18 protein-coding genes are annotated in these 18,629 nt (G+C 70.1%); 9 read left to right on the forward strand and 9 right to left on the reverse strand.

Translation table 11 applies throughout. The features are described from left to right. The first annotated feature begins 61 nt into the window (after nucleotides 1–61). On the forward strand, nucleotides 62–1,129 hold the full coding sequence (locus tag VGL85_RS17640) for a tetratricopeptide repeat protein (RefSeq protein WP_331590301.1): 1,068 nt from the start codon (nucleotides 62–64) through the stop codon (nucleotides 1,127–1,129). Continuing rightward, entirely contained in the window at nucleotides 1,126–1,359 is a 234-nt protein-coding gene (locus tag VGL85_RS17645) for a hypothetical protein (protein WP_331590302.1), read from the forward strand. Before VGL85_RS17640 ends, VGL85_RS17645 begins: the two co-directional genes overlap by 4 nt. Here the strand turns inward: VGL85_RS17645 and VGL85_RS17650 are convergent. Genes VGL85_RS17650 through VGL85_RS17665 form a run of 4 tightly spaced genes read right to left on the reverse strand, consistent with a single transcriptional unit; the run spans nucleotide 1,356 to nucleotide 4,484 of the window. Continuing rightward, nucleotides 1,356–2,465 (reverse strand): hypothetical protein, encoded by a 1,110-nt coding sequence (locus tag VGL85_RS17650; RefSeq protein WP_331590303.1) that lies wholly within the window; start codon nucleotides 2,463–2,465, stop codon nucleotides 1,356–1,358. The genes VGL85_RS17645 and VGL85_RS17650 overlap by 4 nt on opposite strands. Beyond that, nucleotides 2,462–3,031, reverse strand: a complete 570-nt coding sequence (locus tag VGL85_RS17655) for a hypothetical protein (protein WP_331590304.1) — start codon at nucleotides 3,029–3,031, stop codon at nucleotides 2,462–2,464. The genes VGL85_RS17650 and VGL85_RS17655 overlap by 4 nt, the downstream gene beginning before the upstream one ends. Continuing rightward, on the reverse strand, nucleotides 3,028–3,615 hold the full coding sequence (locus VGL85_RS17660) for a hypothetical protein (RefSeq protein ID WP_331590305.1): 588 nt from the start codon (nucleotides 3,613–3,615) through the stop codon (nucleotides 3,028–3,030). Before VGL85_RS17660 ends, VGL85_RS17655 begins: the two co-directional genes overlap by 4 nt. Further along, nucleotides 3,609–4,484, reverse strand: a complete 876-nt coding sequence (locus VGL85_RS17665; RefSeq protein WP_331590306.1) for a phytanoyl-CoA dioxygenase family protein — start codon at nucleotides 4,482–4,484, stop codon at nucleotides 3,609–3,611. The genes VGL85_RS17660 and VGL85_RS17665 overlap by 7 nt, the downstream gene beginning before the upstream one ends. Before the next feature lie 121 nt (nucleotides 4,485–4,605). Between VGL85_RS17665 and VGL85_RS17670 the strand changes: the two genes are divergently transcribed. Genes VGL85_RS17670 through VGL85_RS17680 form a run of 3 tightly spaced genes read left to right on the forward strand, consistent with a single transcriptional unit; the run spans nucleotide 4,606 to nucleotide 6,640 of the window. Further along, on the forward strand, nucleotides 4,606–5,454 hold the full coding sequence (locus VGL85_RS17670) for an SDR family NAD(P)-dependent oxidoreductase (RefSeq protein ID WP_331590307.1): 849 nt from the start codon (nucleotides 4,606–4,608) through the stop codon (nucleotides 5,452–5,454). Then, a complete protein-coding gene (locus VGL85_RS17675) occupies nucleotides 5,451–5,897 on the forward strand; it encodes a hypothetical protein (RefSeq protein ID WP_331590308.1) in 447 nt (148 codons plus the stop codon). The genes VGL85_RS17670 and VGL85_RS17675 overlap by 4 nt, the downstream gene beginning before the upstream one ends. Next, entirely contained in the window at nucleotides 5,894–6,640 is a 747-nt protein-coding gene (locus VGL85_RS17680; RefSeq protein ID WP_331590309.1) for a dienelactone hydrolase family protein, read from the forward strand. The genes VGL85_RS17675 and VGL85_RS17680 overlap by 4 nt, the downstream gene beginning before the upstream one ends. A 35-nt stretch (nucleotides 6,641–6,675) precedes the next feature. Here the strand turns inward: VGL85_RS17680 and VGL85_RS17685 are convergent, their stop codons facing one another. Continuing rightward, complete coding sequence (locus tag VGL85_RS17685) at nucleotides 6,676–7,452, reverse strand: LytTR family DNA-binding domain-containing protein (protein WP_331590310.1); 777 nt, start codon at nucleotides 7,450–7,452, stop codon at nucleotides 6,676–6,678. A 137-nt stretch (nucleotides 7,453–7,589) separates the two neighbouring features. Here VGL85_RS17685 and VGL85_RS17690 point away from each other — a divergent pair, with 137 nt between their 5' ends. Beyond that, nucleotides 7,590–8,609, forward strand: coding sequence for a dienelactone hydrolase (locus VGL85_RS17690; protein WP_331590311.1), 1,020 nt, complete (start codon nucleotides 7,590–7,592; stop codon nucleotides 8,607–8,609). Here VGL85_RS17690 and VGL85_RS17695 read toward each other — a convergent pair. The 4 genes from VGL85_RS17695 to VGL85_RS17710 form a co-directional block, all read right to left on the reverse strand. Next, a complete protein-coding gene (locus VGL85_RS17695) occupies nucleotides 8,606–9,343 on the reverse strand; it encodes a PEPxxWA-CTERM sorting domain-containing protein (protein ID WP_331590313.1) in 738 nt (245 codons plus the stop codon). The two genes, VGL85_RS17690 and VGL85_RS17695, sit on opposite strands and share 4 nt — an antisense overlap. Nucleotides 9,344–9,460: 117 nt before the next feature. Then, the gene (locus tag VGL85_RS17700; RefSeq protein WP_331590314.1) at nucleotides 9,461–10,297 is read right to left on the reverse strand and encodes a phytanoyl-CoA dioxygenase family protein; all 837 of its coding nucleotides are present in this window, start codon (nucleotides 10,295–10,297) and stop codon (nucleotides 9,461–9,463) included. Nucleotides 10,298–10,334: 37 nt separating this feature from the next. Beyond that, nucleotides 10,335–11,537 (reverse strand): TIGR03862 family flavoprotein, encoded by a 1,203-nt coding sequence (locus tag VGL85_RS17705; RefSeq protein WP_331590315.1) that lies wholly within the window; start codon nucleotides 11,535–11,537, stop codon nucleotides 10,335–10,337. Next, nucleotides 11,537–12,826, reverse strand: a complete 1,290-nt coding sequence (locus VGL85_RS17710) for a M20/M25/M40 family metallo-hydrolase (protein ID WP_331590316.1) — start codon at nucleotides 12,824–12,826, stop codon at nucleotides 11,537–11,539. Before VGL85_RS17710 ends, VGL85_RS17705 begins: the two co-directional genes overlap by 1 nt. 142 nt (nucleotides 12,827–12,968) lie before the next feature. Between VGL85_RS17710 and VGL85_RS17715 the strand changes: the two genes are divergently transcribed. The 3 genes from VGL85_RS17715 (at nucleotide 12,969) to VGL85_RS17725 (ending at nucleotide 18,607) form a co-directional block, all read left to right on the forward strand. Then, complete coding sequence (locus tag VGL85_RS17715; RefSeq protein ID WP_331590317.1) at nucleotides 12,969–14,786, forward strand: DUF885 domain-containing protein; 1,818 nt, start codon at nucleotides 12,969–12,971, stop codon at nucleotides 14,784–14,786. 258 nt (nucleotides 14,787–15,044) lie between these two features. Next, nucleotides 15,045–16,757, forward strand: coding sequence for a DUF885 domain-containing protein (locus VGL85_RS17720; protein WP_331590318.1), 1,713 nt, complete (start codon nucleotides 15,045–15,047; stop codon nucleotides 16,755–16,757). Between the two features lie 38 nt (nucleotides 16,758–16,795). Next, nucleotides 16,796–18,607: a DUF885 domain-containing protein gene (locus VGL85_RS17725; RefSeq protein ID WP_331590319.1), complete on the forward strand. Its 1,812-nt coding sequence runs from the start codon at nucleotides 16,796–16,798 to the stop codon at nucleotides 18,605–18,607. Nucleotides 18,608–18,629 lie beyond the last annotated feature (22 nt).

Consider the following 18,629-nt stretch of genomic DNA (forward strand, 5'->3'; position numbering starts at 1 on the left):
GCCTTCTAAGGGCGGGGCCGCCAAACATCCGGCGAACCTCCCCGCTGAGACGACGAAGCCTGTGACCGCTGAATCCCAAAGCCCTGGCGGCGCGCCGCGCACCCTGTCCGCCGCCGAGGTCTGGCAGATGGCGGTGGCCGCCCACCGCGCGGGCCAGCTCGCCCAGGCCGAGCGGCTCTACCGCGCCCTGCAGGGCGCCCAGCCGACCTCGCCCACCGCCCTGAACCTCGGCCTGCTGCTCGAGGACCAGCGCCGCTGGGACGAGGCCGAGGCGGTCTATCGCGACATGCTGCAGCGCGACCCGGCCGATCCGGTCCAGCAGCGCCAGCTCGCCTTCCTGCTGCTGCGCACCGGCCGCTACGCGGAGGGCTGGCCGCTTTACGAGGCCCGGATGGTCAAGCCGGGCGACAACCGCAAGCCGCAGCTCCCGTTCCCGGAGTGGCAGGGGCAGCCCGCACGCTCCCTGGTGATCTGGCCGGAGCAGGGGCTGGGCGACCAGATCCAGTACGCCCGCTATGTGAAGCCGCTGCTGGACAAGGGCGTGAGGGTGACCCTGGTCTGCCACACCGCGCTCGCCCGGCTGTTCGCCCCGCTCGGCTGCGAGGTCGTGGCCGCCAACGGCCCGGTGCCGCTGGGGCCGCACGACGCCTGGGTGCTGGCCGCCTCCCTGCCGTGGCGCATGGGCACGACGCTGGAGACCATTCCGCCGCCGCCCTACCTGCCGGGCGGCCAGGGCGGGAGCGGCCTGGGGCTGGTCACCCGCGGCGCGCCGATCCACCCCGACGACGCCAATCGCTCCATGGCGCCGGATGTCGCCACCCCGCTCGCCGCCCTGCCGGGGGTGCGGCGGCTGGAGCGCGAGGAGACCGGCGCCGCTGACATGGAGGCCACCCGCGAGATCGTGGCGGGCCTGGCGCGCGTTGTCACTGTCGACACCTCGCTCGCCCATCTGGCCGGGGCCATGGGCAAGCCCTGCCTGCTGATGCTGCCCTACAAGGGCGACTGGCGCTGGATGACCGGCCGCACCGACAGCCCGTGGTATCCCTCCATCCGCATCTTCCGCCAGCCCGCGCCCGGCGACTGGGCCAGCGTGGTGGCCGAAGTGCGCCAGGCCCTGGACCAGTCATGATCACCCCCGAACCCCCAGAGACCGCCGCCGTTCGTCCGGCCCGCCGGCGGGTTCCACTCAGCGCCTGGCTGGGCCTGGCGGCGGGCGCAGCGGCCATCGGCGCCATCACCTTCGGCGCGGTCTCGATCGGGGCCCTGGCGATCGGCGCGGTCTCGGTCGGCCGCGTGCGGATCAAGAAGCTGGAGGTCGCCGACCTCACCGTGCGCCGCCTGAGGGTGCTCGAGGACTAGCCGGCCGGCGGCGGACCGGCCTGGGCGAAGAAGCCCGGCAGGTCGGCGCCCAGCTGTTTCAGCGCGCTCGCCCAGTCGCCCGCCGCCGGCTGGCGATAGAGCCTCAGGCTCGGATACCAGGGGCTGTCGGTCCGCTCGTGCAGCCAGCGCCAGTCGACGCCCAGGTGCGGCAGCAGCACCCAGCAGGGCCGGCCGAGCGCGCCCGCCAGGTGCGCCACCGCGGTGTCGACGGTGATCACCAGGGCCATCCGCTCCAGGGCGGCGGCGGTGTCGGCGAAGTCCTCCAGGACCAGCGGGCCCGCGCCTGGCGTCAGCGTCACCGCGCCCGGCAGGGTCAGCAGGAGGGCCGCCGCTTCGGCCGGCAGCGAGCGATGCGCATCGTTCGGATGGCGCGGATTGCCGTGGGTCACCACCCCGATGTGGGTCCCGGGCCCGATCCGCTTGGCCCAGCGCTCGCGTCGCGCCGCCGGGACCGCAAGGTAGGGCATGGCCGCGGGCAGGGTCTCCAGGGTCACGCCCATTCGGCCGGGCAGGGAATCCAGCATCGCCCAGGCGTCGGCAGGCGGCAGGCTGGCCGCCTGGTCGGCGGCGACCACCTTCACCGGCAGCTCACCCAAGAGGCTCGTCAGTTCGCCGCGGCAGACGAAGGTCACCTCGATCCCCCGCGCCTTCAGGATCGGCAGGAAGCGGACGAATTGCAGGGTGTCGCCCACGCCCTGCTCGTCCCAGACGGTGAGCGCGCCCACCGGCCGCCCGTCCCACTCCGGATAGCTCACCCTTGGCAGGTAGCGCCCGACGTTGGGCAGGCGCTTGCGGGCCTCGAACAGCGGCCAGCCCTCGCCGTAGCGGCCCAGCCCCAGCAGGGCCATGCCGAGCCCCACCGCCGCCTCAGCGTCGTCCGGCGCGGCGGCGCAGTCGGCGCGACGCAGTTCGAGCGCCTCGTCCCAGCGGGCCTGGCCTTCCAGCAGGCGGATCAGGTGGTGGCGCGCGGCCGGCGCCAGGGCGGGGTTCCCCAGCGCCAGGCGATAGGCCGCCTCGGCCGCCGCCAGCTCGCCCGCCAGGTGGGTGATCAGGCCGCGGCGCAGGTCGGAGGGGACCCCGCTCAAGCCCGCGGTTTCCGCGCGACGAGCTTGATGCGCCATTCCTCGATGACGTTGTTGGCGCTGCGGACCAGGTGGTTCAGCTCCTCGTCCTTCAGCTGGCCGGCGGTGTAGCGGGACTTGTAGGGCTCCGACAGCACGGCTGCGTAGCTCTCGACCTTGAAATCGACGCCGGTGTAGAGCGCCAGCGGCGTATTGGCCGCGCCAGACGCGCGCCACGCCTCGTTCGCCTGCCGGTCGAACAGCCCCAGCACATGGGGGGTGATCGGGCGCACATGGGTCGGGTCGGTGATGAAGTTGTCGTGCCGCGGATCGGGGACATTGACCACCACCACCGCGTCCGGCGCGCAGATCCGGTAGAGCTCCTTCATGATCGCCAGGAACACCTTGGGGTCGCCGCCCATGTGCTCCAGCGAATGGTTGAAGCGCACCTCTTCGGCGCAGTTGTCCGCCCAGGGCCAGGGCGTGGTCTCCAGGTCGAACACCTCGTCCGGCTCGGACTCCGGCGCGGCGTCGACGTTCACGTAGCCGGCCTTGCGGTTGAGGCCGCTGCCCATGTTGAACTTCGTCATGCGGCGGTCTCGCCATCCGGCGAGGGCTTGCGGACCTCGAGCCGGATCACCCATTCCTGGATGACGTTGTTGAGCGAATTGGCGGCCTGGATCGCCTGTTCCGCGGAAAGCTCGCCGGCGTCGAAGCGCGATCCATAGGGCTCGGCCAGCACCATCCGATGGTCGGTCACCTTGAAGTCGACGCCGGTGTAGAGCGCCAGCGGCGAGTTGGAGATGCGCTGGCGGCCCCATTGCTCGTTCAGCTCCCGGTCGAAGAGCTGCAGCATGTCGGGGGTGATGACGCGCACGTGGGTCGGATCGTTCAGGAAGTGGTCGTGCCGCGGGTCGGGGACGCGGATGTGCACCGCCGCGCCCGGGGCGCAGATCCGGTAGAGCTCGACCATGATCGCCAGGAACACCTTGGGGTCGCCGCCCATGTGCTCCAGCGAATGGTTGAACACCACCTCCTCGGCGCTGTTGTCGGGCCAGGGCCAGGGCGTCTGCTCCAGGTCCACCACCTGGTCGGGCTGGCCGCCGGGCATGGAGTCGACATTGACGTAGCCCTCGAGCTTGTTCTGCCCGCAGCCCATGTTGAACTTCAGCATGCGGCCGCTCCGCCATAGGGCGACAGGTCGATGCCGGGATAGCGCAGCGCCACGTCGCTCAGCGTCTGGGCGTTCCAGTAGGGGTCGCCCGGCTGCGGCCAGCCGAACAGGTCGCGTTGGCGCGGCGTCATCTTCACCATCGCCTCCTTCCAGCCCGGCTTCAGGGTGTGGTCGGCCCAGGCCATCTTGTTCTGCCAGCGCCAGCCGCGCTTCTTGAAGTCCACCGGCATGACGAAGCGCGAGCGGCCCGGCGCCTTGAAGTTCGAGCCGCGGTGGAAGACGTCGGTCTTGTAGATCAGGATCGTCCCCGCCGGGCCGGTCACGGCCACCTCGTCGTCGAAGAAGTCGCCCATTTCGCTCTGGGTGATCCCCAGCGGGATGTGGCGGGTCTTGTCCAGCGGCACCGCCTTGGTGGGCCCGTCCAGCTCGGTCACGTCGGACAGCAGGATGAAGCAGGTCATCTGCGGCATGACCTGGTCGGCGCGGGGAACCACGATGGTGTGGTTCTCGTAGTCGCGGTGGTGGTGCTGGTCGTAGTCGATGGCGCCGGAATACTTCCCCCAGAGCTCGATCTTGTAGCAGGCGATGTCGGGGGTCTGCAGGAACCGCTCGGCCGCGTCGATCAGGTCCGGATAGACCGCCACGCGGTTCAGGTCCCAGGACGGGTAGGGGAAGAAGCGCAGGCCGGCGAACTGGCTCTTGGCGTATTTCGGATGGGCCGACGGATCGGCGAAATAGGCCTCGGGGCGCGGATAGATTTCCCACAGCGCATCCTGGGCGGCGCGCAGCGTCTCCTTGTCCAGGAAGTTCTCGACCACGGTGAAGCCGCGGTCGAACACCTCGGCCAGGTTCTCGTCGGGAATCCGCATGGCGCCAGTGAACCGCCCGGCGGCCGCCAGCGCAACCTTGGCGGCGCAACCTTCCCTTGCGTCCCGCCCTCAGCCGCGCGAGCCTTGGCCCATTACAACAAAAGCCATTTGGAGGACGGTGATGCGTGAGCCTCAAAGCACTTCACCCACGATCAATCCTGACGGCCCGCTGAAGGGCAGGAACGCGCTGGTCACCGGCGCCAGCCGCGGCATCGGCGAGGCCATCGCCGCGCGCCTGGCCATGGAGGGCGCGAACGTCGTCGTTTCCGCCCGCACCGCCGAGGCGGGCGAGAGCCGCCTGCCGGGCACGCTCCACGAGACCGTCGAGCGCATCAAGCGGGCCGGCGGCCAGGCGACCTTCATCAAGGCCGACCTCGCCCAGGCCTCCGAGCGCGAGAAACTGATCGAGGCGGCGGTCGCCGCCTACGGTCCGGTCGACATCCTGGTGAACAACGCGGCCATCACCTACTTCATGCCGGTCGCCGACTTCCCGGAAAAGCGCTTCAAGCTGATGATGGAGGTGCAGGTCTATGCGCCGTTCCACTTGAGCCAGCTCGTCCTGCCGTCCATGCGCGAGCGCAAGCAGGGCTGGATCGTCAACATCTCCTCCGGCGCCGGCATCCATCCGAAACAGCCCTACAACCGGCGCGGCGGCGGCACGGTCTACGGCATGTGCAAGGCGGCCCTGGAGCGCCTCACCACCGGCCTGGCCTCGGAGGTTTATGACGACAACATCGCCGTCAACGTGGTCTCGCCCGGGCTGGTGGCGACGCCCGGAGTCGCGGTCCACGGCCTGATCACCGAGGCCACCAAGGACCGGGTGCAGCCGATCAAATACATCGCCGAGGCCGTCTACCGCCTGGCCTCCGGCGACCCTAAGACGCTGACCGGCACGATCAACTATGCTGAGCCGTTCCTGAAGGAACAGGGCGTCGAGCCGTCGGAACTGGTCGGAGTGCAGGCCGAATGAAGCAGCTCGACGCGCTGAAGGCGGTGGGACTCGCCCTGCTGATCCTGGCGCTCAACCTGCTGGTCGCGACCGCCGCGATCACCGTCTACGCCTTGGCGACGAGTCCCGGACGGGCGGTGGTCGTCGATGTGCGAGCCCTCCATGTCGCCGACTGGTCCGCACCGATTGGCGGGGCGTGCCTGTTTTTCCTGGCGGCCTGGGTCCTGGGGCGGCGACGGCCGCAGCGCAATGCGGTTGCATTCTCCGCTCTCGTCTGGGTCGCCTACGCCATTCTGGACGTCGGTAGCGGGGCGGCGATGGGCGATGGGCGCGCCATGCTTTCGCCGCTGATGGCGGCCTCGCTCGGCGTCGCCTTGCTGGGCGCCGTCGCCGGCGGCCTGCTGGCCAGGACCCGGACTGCGCCCACGCAGAACGCCACAACCGTGTCGGAGATCGCCTCATGATCGAGCACACTGTCGAGATCCCCACCAAGGACGGGGCCACCACCACCTTCATCGTCCATCCGGACCGCGACGGCCCGCACCCGGTGGTGCTGTTCTTCATGGACGCGCCGGCCATCCGCGAGGAGCTGCGCGACATGGCCCGGCGCATCGCGTCGGCCGGCTACTACGTGATGCTGCCCAACCTCTACTACCGCTCGGGCGTGATGGAGCTGGCCGACCTGCAGCCGCCGCCGCCGGACCAGGAGGCGTGGCGGGCGCGGATGTTCGAGCTGATGGGCTCGATCACCATCCCGATGATCATGGACGACGGCGACGCCCTGCTGGACTTCGCCGACCGCGACCCGGCGGCCAGCCACGGCAAGATCGCCGCGCTCGGCTACTGCATGAGCGGCCAGTACGCGATCAACTTCGCCGCGCGCTACCCGGACCGGGTGGCGGCCGCCGCCTCGGTCTATGGCGTCCAGCTGGTCACCGACCGGCCCGACAGCCCGCACCTGGCGGCCCAGAAGGCCAAGGGCGAGCTCTACTTCGCCTGCGCCGAGCACGACAGCTATGCGCCCATGGAGATGGTCCAGACCCTGGACCAGCTGGTGAAGTCCAAGAACCTCAACGCCGAGGTCGAGCTCTACGAGGGCGTCCACCACGGCTTCGCCTTCCCGCAGCGCGGTGCGGTCTATGACAAGCCGGCGGCCGAACGGCACTGGGCGCGGCTGTTCTCGCTGTGGAAGCGGCGGCTGGTCTGAGGCCGGCCTCGCACTGATCCCTGGCCGGCCGGGCTCTAGGCCGGGTTCTCCGAGAGCCAGCCGCGCGAGCGCACCTCGGCGACGCTGGAGCGGGCCACGGGCACGGCGAGGCCGTCGGTCAGGATCAGGCGCAGGTTGCGCCCGTCGAGCTCCGCGCGGGCGACCGCGCCGTCGGCCACCCACCAGGAGCGGTGCACGCGTAGGCCGGAGGCGCCCTGCAAGGCCGCCAGCGCCTGTTGGAAGGTGGCGAGCACCAGGTGTGAGCCCGTCGGCGTGCGCACCCGCACATAGTGGTCCTCCATCTGCAGGCAGAGCACCTCGCGCGGCCGGGCGCGCAACAGGCCGGCCGCGGGCGCCGGCGGGTCGGCGGCGGCCTCCAGCCGCAGCCGGGCGCGACCCACGCGGCGAAGGCCCAGCCAGACGAAGGCGAAGCTGATCGGCGCGGCGAGGATCAGCCCCTCCGAATACCAGGCGAGCGGCGTCATGTAGCGGCCGAGGAACGGCCAGAGCCAGCGGGCCATGACGATGTTGAGCAGGGCGACCGGCGCCATGGCCACCGCCGCGGTCGCGAAGGTCGCCGCCCACAGGACCGGTCCCGGCCGGAATCGCGCGATGGCCAGGCGGACACCCGTCCCGATCACCCCCCAGCCCAGCCAGCAGCAGGGCAGCTGGAACACCAGGCGCTGCCAGAAGGGCCCGTTCAGATAGCTGCCGTAGGGGCCGATCGCGGCGAGGAAAACGCCCAGGACGGTGACCAGGACGGCGTCCTGCGCCCAGCCGCCCCACAGACCCTCGCTCGCCGCACGCCGCATCGGGCGCAGCTTTAGCACCGTTCAGGCGCGGACGAACCCGCTCGCCCGGCCACGAACCCGTTCGCCCGTTCGCGAAGCCGCGGTGGCAAGTGGCCGGCGAAGCGGGGACGAGGCTGGCGTCCCAGCCGGAGTTCGCCATGCGACAGCTGTCCCTTTTCGCCGCCGCCCTCGCCGCCGCCTGCGTCGCGGCGCTTGTCCCGACCCTCGCCGCAGCCGGAGTGGGCTTCCAGCATTTCAACATCCCCGATCCCAAGGGCGGCGCGCCGCTGGAGGTCGGGGTCTGGTATCCCACCGCCTCGAGCGGCAAGCCCCAGCCTCTCGAACTCTACACCCAGACCGTCGCGCCGGACGCGCCGGTCCGGGGCCACGGGCATGTGCTGATCGTCATGTCCCACGGTCACGGCGGGTCCTACGCCGGGCACCACGACACGGCCGAAGCGCTGGCCGAAGCGGGGTTCGTGGCGGCTTCGGTCACCCACAACGGCGACAGCTGGAAGGATTCCTCCCGCGCCACCCATCTGGAAGATCGTCCCTACCAGCTCGAGGTCCTGACCAACTACATGCTGGACCGTTGGCCGGGCCACGACAGGCTCGCGACGGACCGCATCGGGGCGTTCGGGTTCTCGGCGGGAGGTTTCACCGTCCTGACCCTGGCCGGCGGGGAGCCGGACCTGTCCACGCTGAAAGACCACTGCCGTGAGCGGCCGGCCTTCACCGATTGCCAGATCGTCGCCGCGGCGAAGTTCGATTTCACCGCGCCGCGCGTCTGGACCCACGACCCGCGGGTGAAGGCCGTGGTTTCCGCCTCGCCGGCCATCGGCTTCGCCTTCGGCAAGGCGGGCCTCGCCAAGATCACCGCCAAGGTGCAGCTCTGGCGTGGCGAGGACGATCCGGTCCTGCCCAATCCCTTCTACGCCGAAGCCGTCCGCAAGGACCTGCCGGTCCCGCCGGAAATGCACGTGATCCCGCACATGGGGCACTACGAATTCCTGGCGCCCTGTCCGCCCGCCATGACGCGGGCGGAGCCGGAGATTTGCGCCCATGAGGACGGCTTCGACCCCGTCGCCTTCCACGCGCGGTTCAAGAAGGACGTCGTGCGGTTCTTCCGGGCTGCGTTGAAGGCGCCGGGAAACGACGGCCGGTCGCGGCCGGGCTAGGCGAGCGCCGCCTGGCGCCGATGGCGGCGAAGCATCGCGCCCAGCCCCGCAAAACCGGTCAGCATCAGCGCCCAGGCCGCCGGCTCGGGCACGCCGCCCACGCCCGGGTCGACGACGGTGAAGGCCGCCAGGAACGGGTTGCCGAATTGCGGCTGGGTGTTGTTGAGCGTGATCGAGGTCAGCACGTCGCCGACATAGCTGCCGGGCAGGACGATCTGCTGGGCGTCCAGCCGGTCGTCGCTGAACGTCGCCGTGCCATAGACGTTCGGCGCGCTGATGTTGAAGCTGCCGTTGAAGTGGTCGCGCAGGTTGTCGCCTTCGGTCAGGTCGTAGACGAAGGTCGCGCCGCCCGCGAAGTTCAGCGTCAGGTCGCCGACGGTGTTGGTCGCCACGCCAAAGGCCGAATTGACCAGCGAATAGAAGGTCGTCGTGGCGCCGATCGTGACGTTCGGCGTAGCGATGTTGATCGAGGTCGGGCTGCCGTCGCCGCTCTGGATCACCCCGACGTCCGGCGCGTTGAAGTCCGGCGGGAAGAACGAGGCCAGGGTGAAGTCCACGCCGCCGATGGTCACCGTCGACCCGGCCGCCGGATACGACAGGCCCCCGGTGTAGGTGTAGAGGTTGGAGTTGACGTCGTTCTGGATGCTGATCGGCGTGCCCGCCGCCTGCGCCGCCGACGCCGCGCCCAGCAGGATCGTCGCCGCCAGAGCCGCCTTGATAGCCTTCATCGCCATGGTCAGTCCCCCATTGCACCGCTTTGCATGGTTAAGAAGGACCAGCGTTATCCGGGGCGCAAACCCCTTCTCCCGGAGCGCGAACTTATCGCCTCGAGGGCGTGGGACGGGGCTCGGCTAGGCGCGCGGCGCCTGCGCCACGATCGGCGCGACCCAGCCCGGCTCCAGCGACTTCGCCGGATGCGAGCCCGTCACCATGCCCATGAAGCTGGGCCAGAGCTCATAGCCGAGCAGCGCCTGGGCGCGCGGCGACATCGCCCGCACCAGGTCCTTCGGCACCGAGAGGAAGAAGTTCTCCTGCGGCCGCGCCCAGCCGGCGCAGTACTGGTTGGTGAAGGCCAGGCGCGGCTTGTCGGTCCGGTTCGCGCCGCCCCGGTGCAGCAGCTTGCCAGGAAAGACGAAGCAGGCGCCGGCCGGGACCTCCATCGGGACCAGGTATTTCTCCAGCCCGCCCGGCTCCTCGCGCCGCCTCGCCACCTCCGCCTCGTCCCACAGGTGGCTGCCCGGGATGATCTCGGTGGCGCCGTTCTCCGCGGTGAAGGCGTCGATGGCGCCGATCACCGAATAGCCCACGGCGGGGCTGGTGCGCGGCTGCTGATAGAAGCCGTCGTCGATGTGGATGGACTGGGCGGTCTCGCCGGGCTTCAGGTTGATCGCGTGGGTGGCGGAAAGCAGGAAAGCGCCCTCCAGGAACCGGCTCAGCAGCGCCAGGATCCGGGGCTCGCAGGCCAGGTCCTCGAACACCTTGGCCCGCGCGACCAGCGTGTAGACCCGCTCGGTCTCGAAGCCCTCGAAGTCGTTGCGGCCGCGGTGCGACCCCAGGAACGGCTGCAGCGCGCGGCGGAATTCGGCGAGCCGGTCCGCATCCATCAGGTCGCGGATGACGGTGTAGCCCTGCGCGCGGATCTCCGCGGCGTGGGCCTCGGCGTCGAAGGCGGCGGTCGGCATGTCCATGCCAGGTCCTTTCGGGCGGGCTCCTCCGGCCGCCAGTCTACCCCAGCCAGGCCAGCGCGCCACGCGCCGCCGCCACGCCGCTCGCGAAGCACGCCTGCAGCAGATAGCCGCCCGTGGGCGCCTCCCAGTCCAGCATCTCGCCGGCCGCGAAGACGCCCGGCCGCGCCTTGAGCATCAGCTGCTCGTCCAGGCCTGCGAAGGCGAGGCCGCCGGCCGTGGAAATCGCCCGCGCTATGGGCCGCATGGCGGCAAGCGTCAGGGGCGCGCCCTTGATCGCCTTGGCCAGCGCCGTCGGGTCGGGCGGCAGGTCCTTGCCATGCGCCTCGCGCAGCAGCCCGATCTCGACCGGCGAAAGCCCCGCCTTGCGCAGCCGGTTGGAGAGCGACTGGCCGGCGGGCGTGGCGGCGATCCGCTGCGCCAGCTCGGCCTCCCGGGCCTCGGGCCGCAGGTCGATCCACAGCCTCGCCGACCCCTCCGCCGCCACCGCCTCGCGCAGCTGCGCCGACAGCGCATAGACCCCGCCGCCCTCCAGCCCGTGGCGGGTCACCAGCGCCTCGCCGCGCAGCCGCGTGCGGCCGAAGGTCAGCGCCACGCCCTTCAGCGGCGCCCCGGCGAACCGCTCGCGGAACACCTCGCTCCAGGCCAGGTCGAAGCCGGCGTTGGCGGGCCGGAGCGGCGTGACCTGCGCGCCCTCGGCCGCCAGCCGTTCCGCCCAGTCGCCGTTCGCGCCCAGACGCGGCCAGCTCGCCCCGCCCAGCGCCAGGATCGTGGCGTCCGGCCGCACCGCGACCTCGCCGTCGGGCGTCCGGAGGTTGAGCACGCCGTCGGCGGTCCAGCCCGTCCAGTCATGGCGCGTGCGCACCGCGACGCCCAGTTCCGCCAGCCTGCGCAGCCAGGCGCGCAGCAGGGGCGAGGCCTTCATGGCCTTGGGGAAGACGCGGCCCGAACTGCCCACGAAGGTCGCCTGGCCCAGCCCCTCGGCCCAGGCGGTGAGCGCGGCGGGCGCGAAGGCCTCGATCAGCGGCGCAAGGCGCGGCGCGGCCTCGCCATAGCGCCCGAGGAAGGCTTCCAGCGGCTCGGAGTGCGTCAGGTTCAGCCCGCCGCGCCCGGCCAGCAGGAACTTGCGGCCGACCGATGGCATCCGCTCGTAGATCGTGACCGCGCAGCCGGCCTTGGCCAGCGTCTCGGCCGCCATCAGCCCCGCCGGCCCGCCGCCGACCACGGCGACCGCCTTGGGCATCAGACCCCTGCGGTGGCGAGCAGCGCCGCCAGGCCCACGGTCATGCCGCGCAGGCTCTCGGGCTTGGCGACGTCGATCCATTCGTCCAGCGAGTGCGCCCGCCCGCCGCCGCCGCCCGAGCCGATGGTGACCGCGGGAATGCCCAGGCTGATCGGGATGTTGGCGTCGGTGGAGGAGGCGTCCAGCTGCGGCGTGTAGCCGGCCGCCCTGGCCGCCGCGGCCACGGTGCGCACGATCGGCGCCTCGGGGCTGGTCGAGCCGGTGGGCCGCTCGCCGATCAGCTTGGGCGTGACGGTGATCTTGCCGACGCCGGTGCTGCGCGCGGCGTTCTCATGCGCCTCGGCGTCCTTGAGGATCGCCAGGAAGCGGGCGTCGAGCTTGGCCAATTCCTCGGCGCTCTCCGAGCGCATGTCGACCTCCAGGGTCACGTCGGCGGGGATCGAGTTCACGCTGACCCCGCCGCTCACCACGCTGGCGGAATAGGTGGTCTTGGGGTGGGCCGGAACTTTCACCTCGTAGAGTTCGTCCACGGCGTGCGCCATCGCGGCCATCGGGTTGACGATCCCGAAGGCGCCGTAGCTGTGGCCGCCCGGGCCGTGGAAGCTCACCCGATAGCGGCGCGAGCCCACCGCGGCGTAGGTGATCCCCGCCGGGTTGAGGCCGTCCATGGAGAAGAAGGCCTGGATGCGGTCCTTGTACTTCCCCTTGCCGAACAGGTAGCGCATGCCGCGCAGGTCGCCCGGGCCTTCCTCGCCCACGTCGGCCACGAACAGGATGTCGCTCCTGGTCTGGATCTTCGCCGCGTCCAACGCGCGGATATAGGCCAGCATCACGGCCAGGCTGCGGGTGTCGTCGCCGACGCCGGGCGCATAGAGCCTGGTCCCCTCGCGGCGCACCTTGGTCACGGTCCCTTCCGGGAAGACGGTGTCCTGGTGGGCGGCGAAGGCCACGAGCTTGCCGCCGGCCGGGCCGGTCCCGCGGCGCAGGCCCATGACGTTGCCTTCCGGGTCCATCTCCACGTCGGCCAGGCCTTCGGCCTTCATCATCGCCATCACCGCGCGGCCCTTGGCGGCCTCTTTGAACGGCGGCGCGGGGATTTCGGTCAGGGTGACGATGTCGGCGACCATCCGATCATGGGTCCTGTCGAGGTCGGCCACCGCGGCCTTGAAGCCGGGGCTCGCCACGATCTTCTGCACCGCCTGTTCGGAGCCGTCGGGCTTGGGCGCGGCGCCCAGCAGCGCAAGCGCGGCCAGCGGGAGAACGACGGTTGCGAAACGGCCAGCAGACATGGAACAGGAGACCCCCAGCGACAAGGGTTCCGGCATATCTCACCGGCGCGCGGCCCGCAGCACCGGATTTTCGTGCCGACAGCCTTGGCGACCGTCCGCGGACCCCCTAAGCCTTTCGCCGGAAGCTTGCTGGAGGCTCGCCGTGCTGAATCGCCGTCATGTCCTGATGTCCGCCGGCGCCGCCGCGCTCGCCGCCAATGCCGCCGCCGGGACCGCCGGGGCGGAGACCACCGCCAAGGGCGCCGAGGCCCAGCTCAACCGGGCCTTCGACGACTTCTTCAACCAGCTGCTGGACGAAAGCCCGGAGACCGCCACCGCGCTCGGGCTCGACAAGGGCGCCCGGGCCGGTGAGAAATCCCGGCTCTCCAAGGACGGCCTGGCCGACGTCGAGCGGCACAAACGGATGAACGTCGCCGACCTGGCCCGCATGCGCGCCATCGACCGCGCCGCGCTCACCGGCATGGCGGCGGTGAACTACGACTCGGTGCTCTACGACCTGCAGGCCGACGACCGGTTCTACAAGGGCTTCGCCTACGGCGACGGCAACGCGCCCTATGTGCTCTCCCAGATCACCGGCGCCTGGTCGGGCGTGCCGGACTTCCTGGACAGCCAGCACACCATCGAGACCCGCGCCGACTGCGAGGCCTATATCGCGCGCCTGGGCGAATTCGCCCGGCTGATGGACCAGGAGTGCGAGCGCGTCCGCCACGACGTTGGCCTGGGCGTGGTCCCGCCGGACTTCTGCATCTCAGGCGCGCTCAGCCAGATGAAGACCCTGCACGCGCCGGCCGACAAGTCGACGCTGGTCTCTTCGGTGGTCGACCGGGCCAAGGCCAAGGGCATCGCCGGCGACTGGGCCGCCCAGGCGACCCGGGCCTATGAGGGCAGGGTGCTGCCGGCGCTGGAACGCCAGATGGCGCTGCTGGAGGGGCTGAAGGCCAAGGCCACGCACGACGCCGGCGTCTGGAAGCTGCCGAACGGCGAGGCCTATTACGCGGCCTGCCTGCAGACCCAGACCACCACCACCATGACGCCGGCCGAGGTGCACAAGCTGGGTCTCGACATCACCGCCGAACTCACCGCCCGCGCCGACCAGCTGTTCCGCAAGCTCGGCATGAGCCAGGGCACGGTCACCCAACGCTACGGCGCGCTCTTCAAGGACCCGAAGTACCTCTATCCCAACACCGACGCGGGCAAGGCCAAGGAGGTCGCCGACCTCAACGCCCTGGTGAAGGACATGACCGCGCGCCTGCCGAAATATTTCGGCGCCCTGCCCAAGACCCCGCTGGAGATCCGCCGCATCCCGCCGGCGACGGAGCAGGGGGCGTCGACCCACTACACCGATGGCAGCCTCGACGGCACGCGGCCGGGCATCTACTGGCTGAACCTGCGCGACACCGCCGAGGCGCCCTTCTGGGACATGCCGACGACGACCTTCCACGAGGGCATCCCCGGCCACCACCTGCAGCTCACGCTTCAGAAGCAGGCGGATCTGCCGCTGATCCGCAAGGCCGGCGGCTTCGGCGCCTACATCGAAGGCTGGGCGCTCTATTCGGAGCAGCTCGCCGACGAGATGGGCTTCTACAAGGATCACCCGGACTGGGAGCTGGGCTATATCCACGACGCCCTGCTGCGCTCGGGCCGGCTGGTCACCGACACCGGCCTGCACGCGATGAGATGGAGCCGCGAGAAGGCCAGCGAGACCCTGGCCGGCATCGACGGCGACCCGATCTCGCTCGCCCAGCAGGAGATCGAACGCTATTGCGCCACGCCCGGCCAGGCCTGCAGCTACATGGTGGGCAAGGTCAGCTTCCTGCGCCTGCGGGCCAAGGCCCAGGCGGCATTGGGGCCGCGCTTCGACATCCGCCAGTTCCATGACGCGGTGCTGCTGGCCGGCTCCATGCCGCTGACCGTGCTGGAGCACGTGGTCGACAACTACATCGCCGCCCACAAGGCCTGAGCGGCGCGTCGTTCCGAAGGCAGGACGCGAGCGAACTCAACCGTCACCGCAACCTGGGCCGTGGCGGGGTGAACTGCATTCAAGACCGGATGACGCCGCGACTTGAAAATCGCACCGGGCCTGAATAACCGCATCGGCTCGTCCGCGGAGGGATTGAAAGACGTGAGCCAATTCAATCGCCGGGGTTTCCTTGTCACGACCGCCGGCGCGGCGTTGGCCGCTTCGGGCGCCAGGAGCCAGATCGCTGGCGGTCCAGGGATGCAGGTCAACAAGGCCTTCGACGATTTCTTCAATCAGGCGCTGGACGAGAGCCCTGAGCTCGCCACCTCGCTCGGCCTCGACAAGGGCCTTCGCACCGCCGAGAAGTCGAAGCTGTCCGCGGCCTCGCTCGCCGCCGTCGCGCATCGCAAAGCGCTGAACGCCAGCCAGCTTGCGCGGCTGCGCGGGATCGATCGCGCGGCGCTCGATGAAAAGGCGACGGTCGCCTACGACACCGTGCTTTACGACCTCGACATCCATGACCAGGCCAATCGCCGGTTCGACTTCGGTACGGATCGGTCGCCCTATGTGCTGAGCCAGGTCACCGGCGCCTACCAGGAAATTCCGGATTTCCTGGACAGCGAGCACACCATCGAAACCCGCGCCGATTGCGAGGCCTACGTCGCGCGCCTTTCCGCGTTCGCCCGGGTGATGGACGAGGAGATCGAACGGGTCCGCCACGACGCGGGCCTGGGCGTGATCCCGCCGGACTTCTGCATCTCCGGCGCCCTTGACCAGATGAAGACCCTGCACGCGCCGGCCGACAGGTCGACGCTGGTTTCCTCGCTTGCCGACCGGGCGAAGGCAAAGGGGATCGCCGGCGATTGGCGCGGCCAGGCCAGCCAGGTCTATGCGGAAAAGGTCCTGCCGGCGCTGGAGCGCCAGATGGCGCTGCTGGAGGGATTGAAACCCAAGGCGACGCACGACGCCGGCGTGTGGAAGCTGCCGGACGGCGAAGCCTACTACGCCCTGGCGCTGAAGACCGAGACCACCAGCAACCTGACCCCGGCCCAGGTGCACAAGCTGGGTCTGGACATCACCGCCGAACTCACCGCCCGCGCCGACGGCCTCTTCCGCAAACTGGGCATGACCGGAGGCTCGGTCGCCCAGCGATACGCGGCGTTCTACAAGGATCCCAAGTACCTCTATCCCAACACCGACGCCGGCAAGGCCAGGGAGATCACCGATCTCAACGCCCTGGTGCAGGCCATGCAGGCGCGACTTCCCGAGTATTTCGGCATCCTGCCCAAGACCCCGTTGGAGATCCGCCGCATCCCGCCGGCCACCGAGCAGGGCGCTCCGACCCACTACACGGACGGCAGCCTGGATGGGACGCGGCCCGGCATCTACTGGCTCAACCTCAGGGACACCGCCGAGCTGCCCTTCTGGTGCCTGCCGACGATCACCTTCCACGAGGGCATCCCCGGCCACCACCTGCAGCTCACCCTGCAGAAGCAGGCCGACCTGCCGCGGATCCGCAAGATTGAGCGCTTCCAGGCCTACATCGAGGGCTGGGCGCTCTATGCGGAGCAACTCGCCGACGAGATGGGCTTCTACAAGGCCCATCCCGACTGGGAGCTCGGTTACATCCACGAAGCCCTGCTTCGCTCAGGCCGACTGGTCACCAACACCGGTTTGCACGCCCTGCGCTGGAGCCGCGAGCAGGCGTCCCAGGCGCTGTCGAACATCGACGGCGATCCCGCCTCGTTCGCCCAGCAGGAGATCGATCGCTACTGCGTCCAGACGGCCCAGGCCTGCACCTATATGGTCGGCAAGGTCAGCTTCCTGCGCTTGCGCGAAAAGGCGAAAACCGCGCTCGGTCCGCGCTTCGACATCCGCCAGTTCCATGACGGGGTGCTTCTTTCGGGCTCCATACCGCTTACGGTGTTGGATCGGGTGGTGGACAATTACATCACCACGCACAAAGCTTGATCGCAGAGTTGAAGATTGTCCTCGGGGGGACTGAAAACGTGAGTCATTTCGATCGCCGGAGCTTCCTGGCCACGACCGCGGGCGCGGCGGTGGCCATCGCGTCGGGGGCGCGGGCCCAGGGCCCCAACGGCGCCGAGGCGCAGCTCAACAAGGCCTTCGACGACTTCTTCAACCAGTCGCTGGACAACAGCCCCGAGCAGGTCACCTCGCTCGGCCTCGACAAGGGCGCGCGCGCTGCCGCCAAGTCCAAGCTGCACGACGAGTCCCTCGCCGAGATCGACCGCCGCAAGCGCGAGACCGCCGCCAACCTCGCCCGCCTGAAGACGATCGACCGGGCGGCGCTCACCGGCATGGCCGCGGTGAACTACGACTGCGTGCTCTACACCCTGGAAGCCGGCGCCGAGGGCGACCGGCGCTTCGCCTATCCCACCGGCAACTCGCCCTATGTGCTTTCCCAGATCAGCGGCGCCTACCAGCGGATGCCCGACTTCCTGGACAGCCAGCACACCATCGCCACCCGCGACGACTGCGAGGCCTATCTGTCGCGCCTGTCCGAGTTTGCCCGGGTGATGGACCAGGAGGTCGAGCGCGCCCGCCACGATGTGGGCCTGGGCGTCGTCCCGCCGGACTTCTGCATCACAGGCGCGCTCAGCCAGATGAAGACCCTGCGCGCGCCCGCCGACCGCTCGACCCTGGTCTCCTCGCTCGCCACCCGCGCCAAGGCCAGGGGGATCGACGGCGATTGGGCCGGCCAGGCGACCAAGCTCTATGAGGGCAAGGTCATCCCGGCGCTCGACCGCCAGATGGCCTATCTCGAAAGCCTGAAGCCCAAGGCGACGCGCGACGCCGGCGTCTGGCGCCTGCCGGACGGGGCGGCCTACTACGCCTTCGCGCTGCGCACCCGCACCACCACCACCATGACGCCCGCCGAGGTCCACAAGCTGGGCCTGGACGTCACCAGGGACCTGAACGGGCGCGCCGACGGCCTCTTCCGCAAGCTGGGGATGACTGAGGGCACGGTCGCCCAGCGCTATTCGGCGCTCTTCAAGGATCCGAAGTACCTCTATCCCAACACCGACGCTGGCAAGGCCAAGGAGGTCGCCGACCTTAACGCCCTGGTGCAGGCGATGCAGGCGCGGCTGCCGCAATACTTCGGCGCGCTTCCGAAGACCCCGCTGGAGATCCGCCGCATCCCGCCGGCCACCGAGCAGGGGGCGTCGACCCACTACACCGGCGGCAGCCTGGATGGGACGCGGCCCGGCATCTACTGGCTGAACCTGCGGGACACCGCCGAGGCCCCCTTCTGGGACATGCCGACCACCACCTTCCACGAAGGCATTCCCGGCCACCACCTGCAGATCACCCTGCAGCGCCAGGCCGACCTGCCCTTGATCCGCAAGGCCGGCGGCTTCGGCGCCTACGCCGAGGGCTGGGCGCTCTATTCCGAGCAGCTGGCCCAGGAGATGGGCTTCTACAAGGACCATCCGGACTGGGAGCTGGGCTATATCCACGACGCCCTGCTGCGCTCCGGCCGGCTGGTCACCGACACCGGGCTGCACGCCTTGAAGTGGAGCCGCGAGCAGGCGTCGCAGGCGCTCAGCGACATCGACGGCGATCCCATCTCGCTCGCCCAGCAGGAGATCGAGCGCTATTGCGTCACCCCGGGCCAGGCCTGCAGCTACATGGTCGGCAAGGTCTCGATCCTGCGGCTGCGCGACAAGGCCAAGGCGGCGCTCGGGCCGCGCTTCGACATCCGCCAGTTCCATGACGCGGTGCTGCTCTCCGGCTCCATGCCGCTGACCGTGCTGGGCCACGCCGTCGACAACTACATCGCCGCCCACAAGGCCTAGAAGACGACATCAAGAAAAGTAC

The organism is Phenylobacterium sp., from assembly GCF_036501465.1.
GTDB lineage: Bacteria > Pseudomonadota > Alphaproteobacteria > Caulobacterales > Caulobacteraceae > Phenylobacterium.

Bases quoted from the DNA above. Each gene is read 5' to 3' on its own strand.
- VGL85_RS17690 (WP_331590311.1), top strand. From the start codon at position 7,590: ATGCGACAGCTGTCCCTTTTCGCCGCCGCCCTCGCCGCCGCCTGCGTC.
- VGL85_RS17660 (WP_331590305.1), bottom strand. From the start codon at position 3,615: ATGCTGAAGTTCAACATGGGCTGCGGGCAGAACAAGCTCGAGGGCTAC.
- VGL85_RS17705 (WP_331590315.1), bottom strand. From the start codon at position 11,537: ATGCCCAAGGCGGTCGCCGTGGTCGGCGGCGGGCCGGCGGGGCTGATG.
- VGL85_RS17665 (WP_331590306.1), bottom strand. From the start codon at position 4,484: ATGCGGATTCCCGACGAGAACCTGGCCGAGGTGTTCGACCGCGGCTTC.
- VGL85_RS17700 (WP_331590314.1), bottom strand. From the start codon at position 10,297: ATGGACATGCCGACCGCCGCCTTCGACGCCGAGGCCCACGCCGCGGAG.
- VGL85_RS17685 (WP_331590310.1), bottom strand. From the start codon at position 7,452: ATGCGGCGTGCGGCGAGCGAGGGTCTGTGGGGCGGCTGGGCGCAGGAC.
- VGL85_RS17680 (WP_331590309.1), top strand. From the start codon at position 5,894: ATGATCGAGCACACTGTCGAGATCCCCACCAAGGACGGGGCCACCACC.
- VGL85_RS17655 (WP_331590304.1), bottom strand. From the start codon at position 3,031: ATGACGAAGTTCAACATGGGCAGCGGCCTCAACCGCAAGGCCGGCTAC.
- VGL85_RS17710 (WP_331590316.1), bottom strand. From the start codon at position 12,826: ATGTCTGCTGGCCGTTTCGCAACCGTCGTTCTCCCGCTGGCCGCGCTT.
- VGL85_RS17720 (WP_331590318.1), top strand. From the start codon at position 15,045: ATGCAGGTCAACAAGGCCTTCGACGATTTCTTCAATCAGGCGCTGGAC.
- VGL85_RS17670 (WP_331590307.1), top strand. From the start codon at position 4,606: ATGCGTGAGCCTCAAAGCACTTCACCCACGATCAATCCTGACGGCCCG.
- VGL85_RS17695 (WP_331590313.1), bottom strand. From the start codon at position 9,343: ATGGCGATGAAGGCTATCAAGGCGGCTCTGGCGGCGACGATCCTGCTG.
- VGL85_RS17645 (WP_331590302.1), top strand. From the start codon at position 1,126: ATGATCACCCCCGAACCCCCAGAGACCGCCGCCGTTCGTCCGGCCCGC.
- VGL85_RS17675 (WP_331590308.1), top strand. From the start codon at position 5,451: ATGAAGCAGCTCGACGCGCTGAAGGCGGTGGGACTCGCCCTGCTGATC.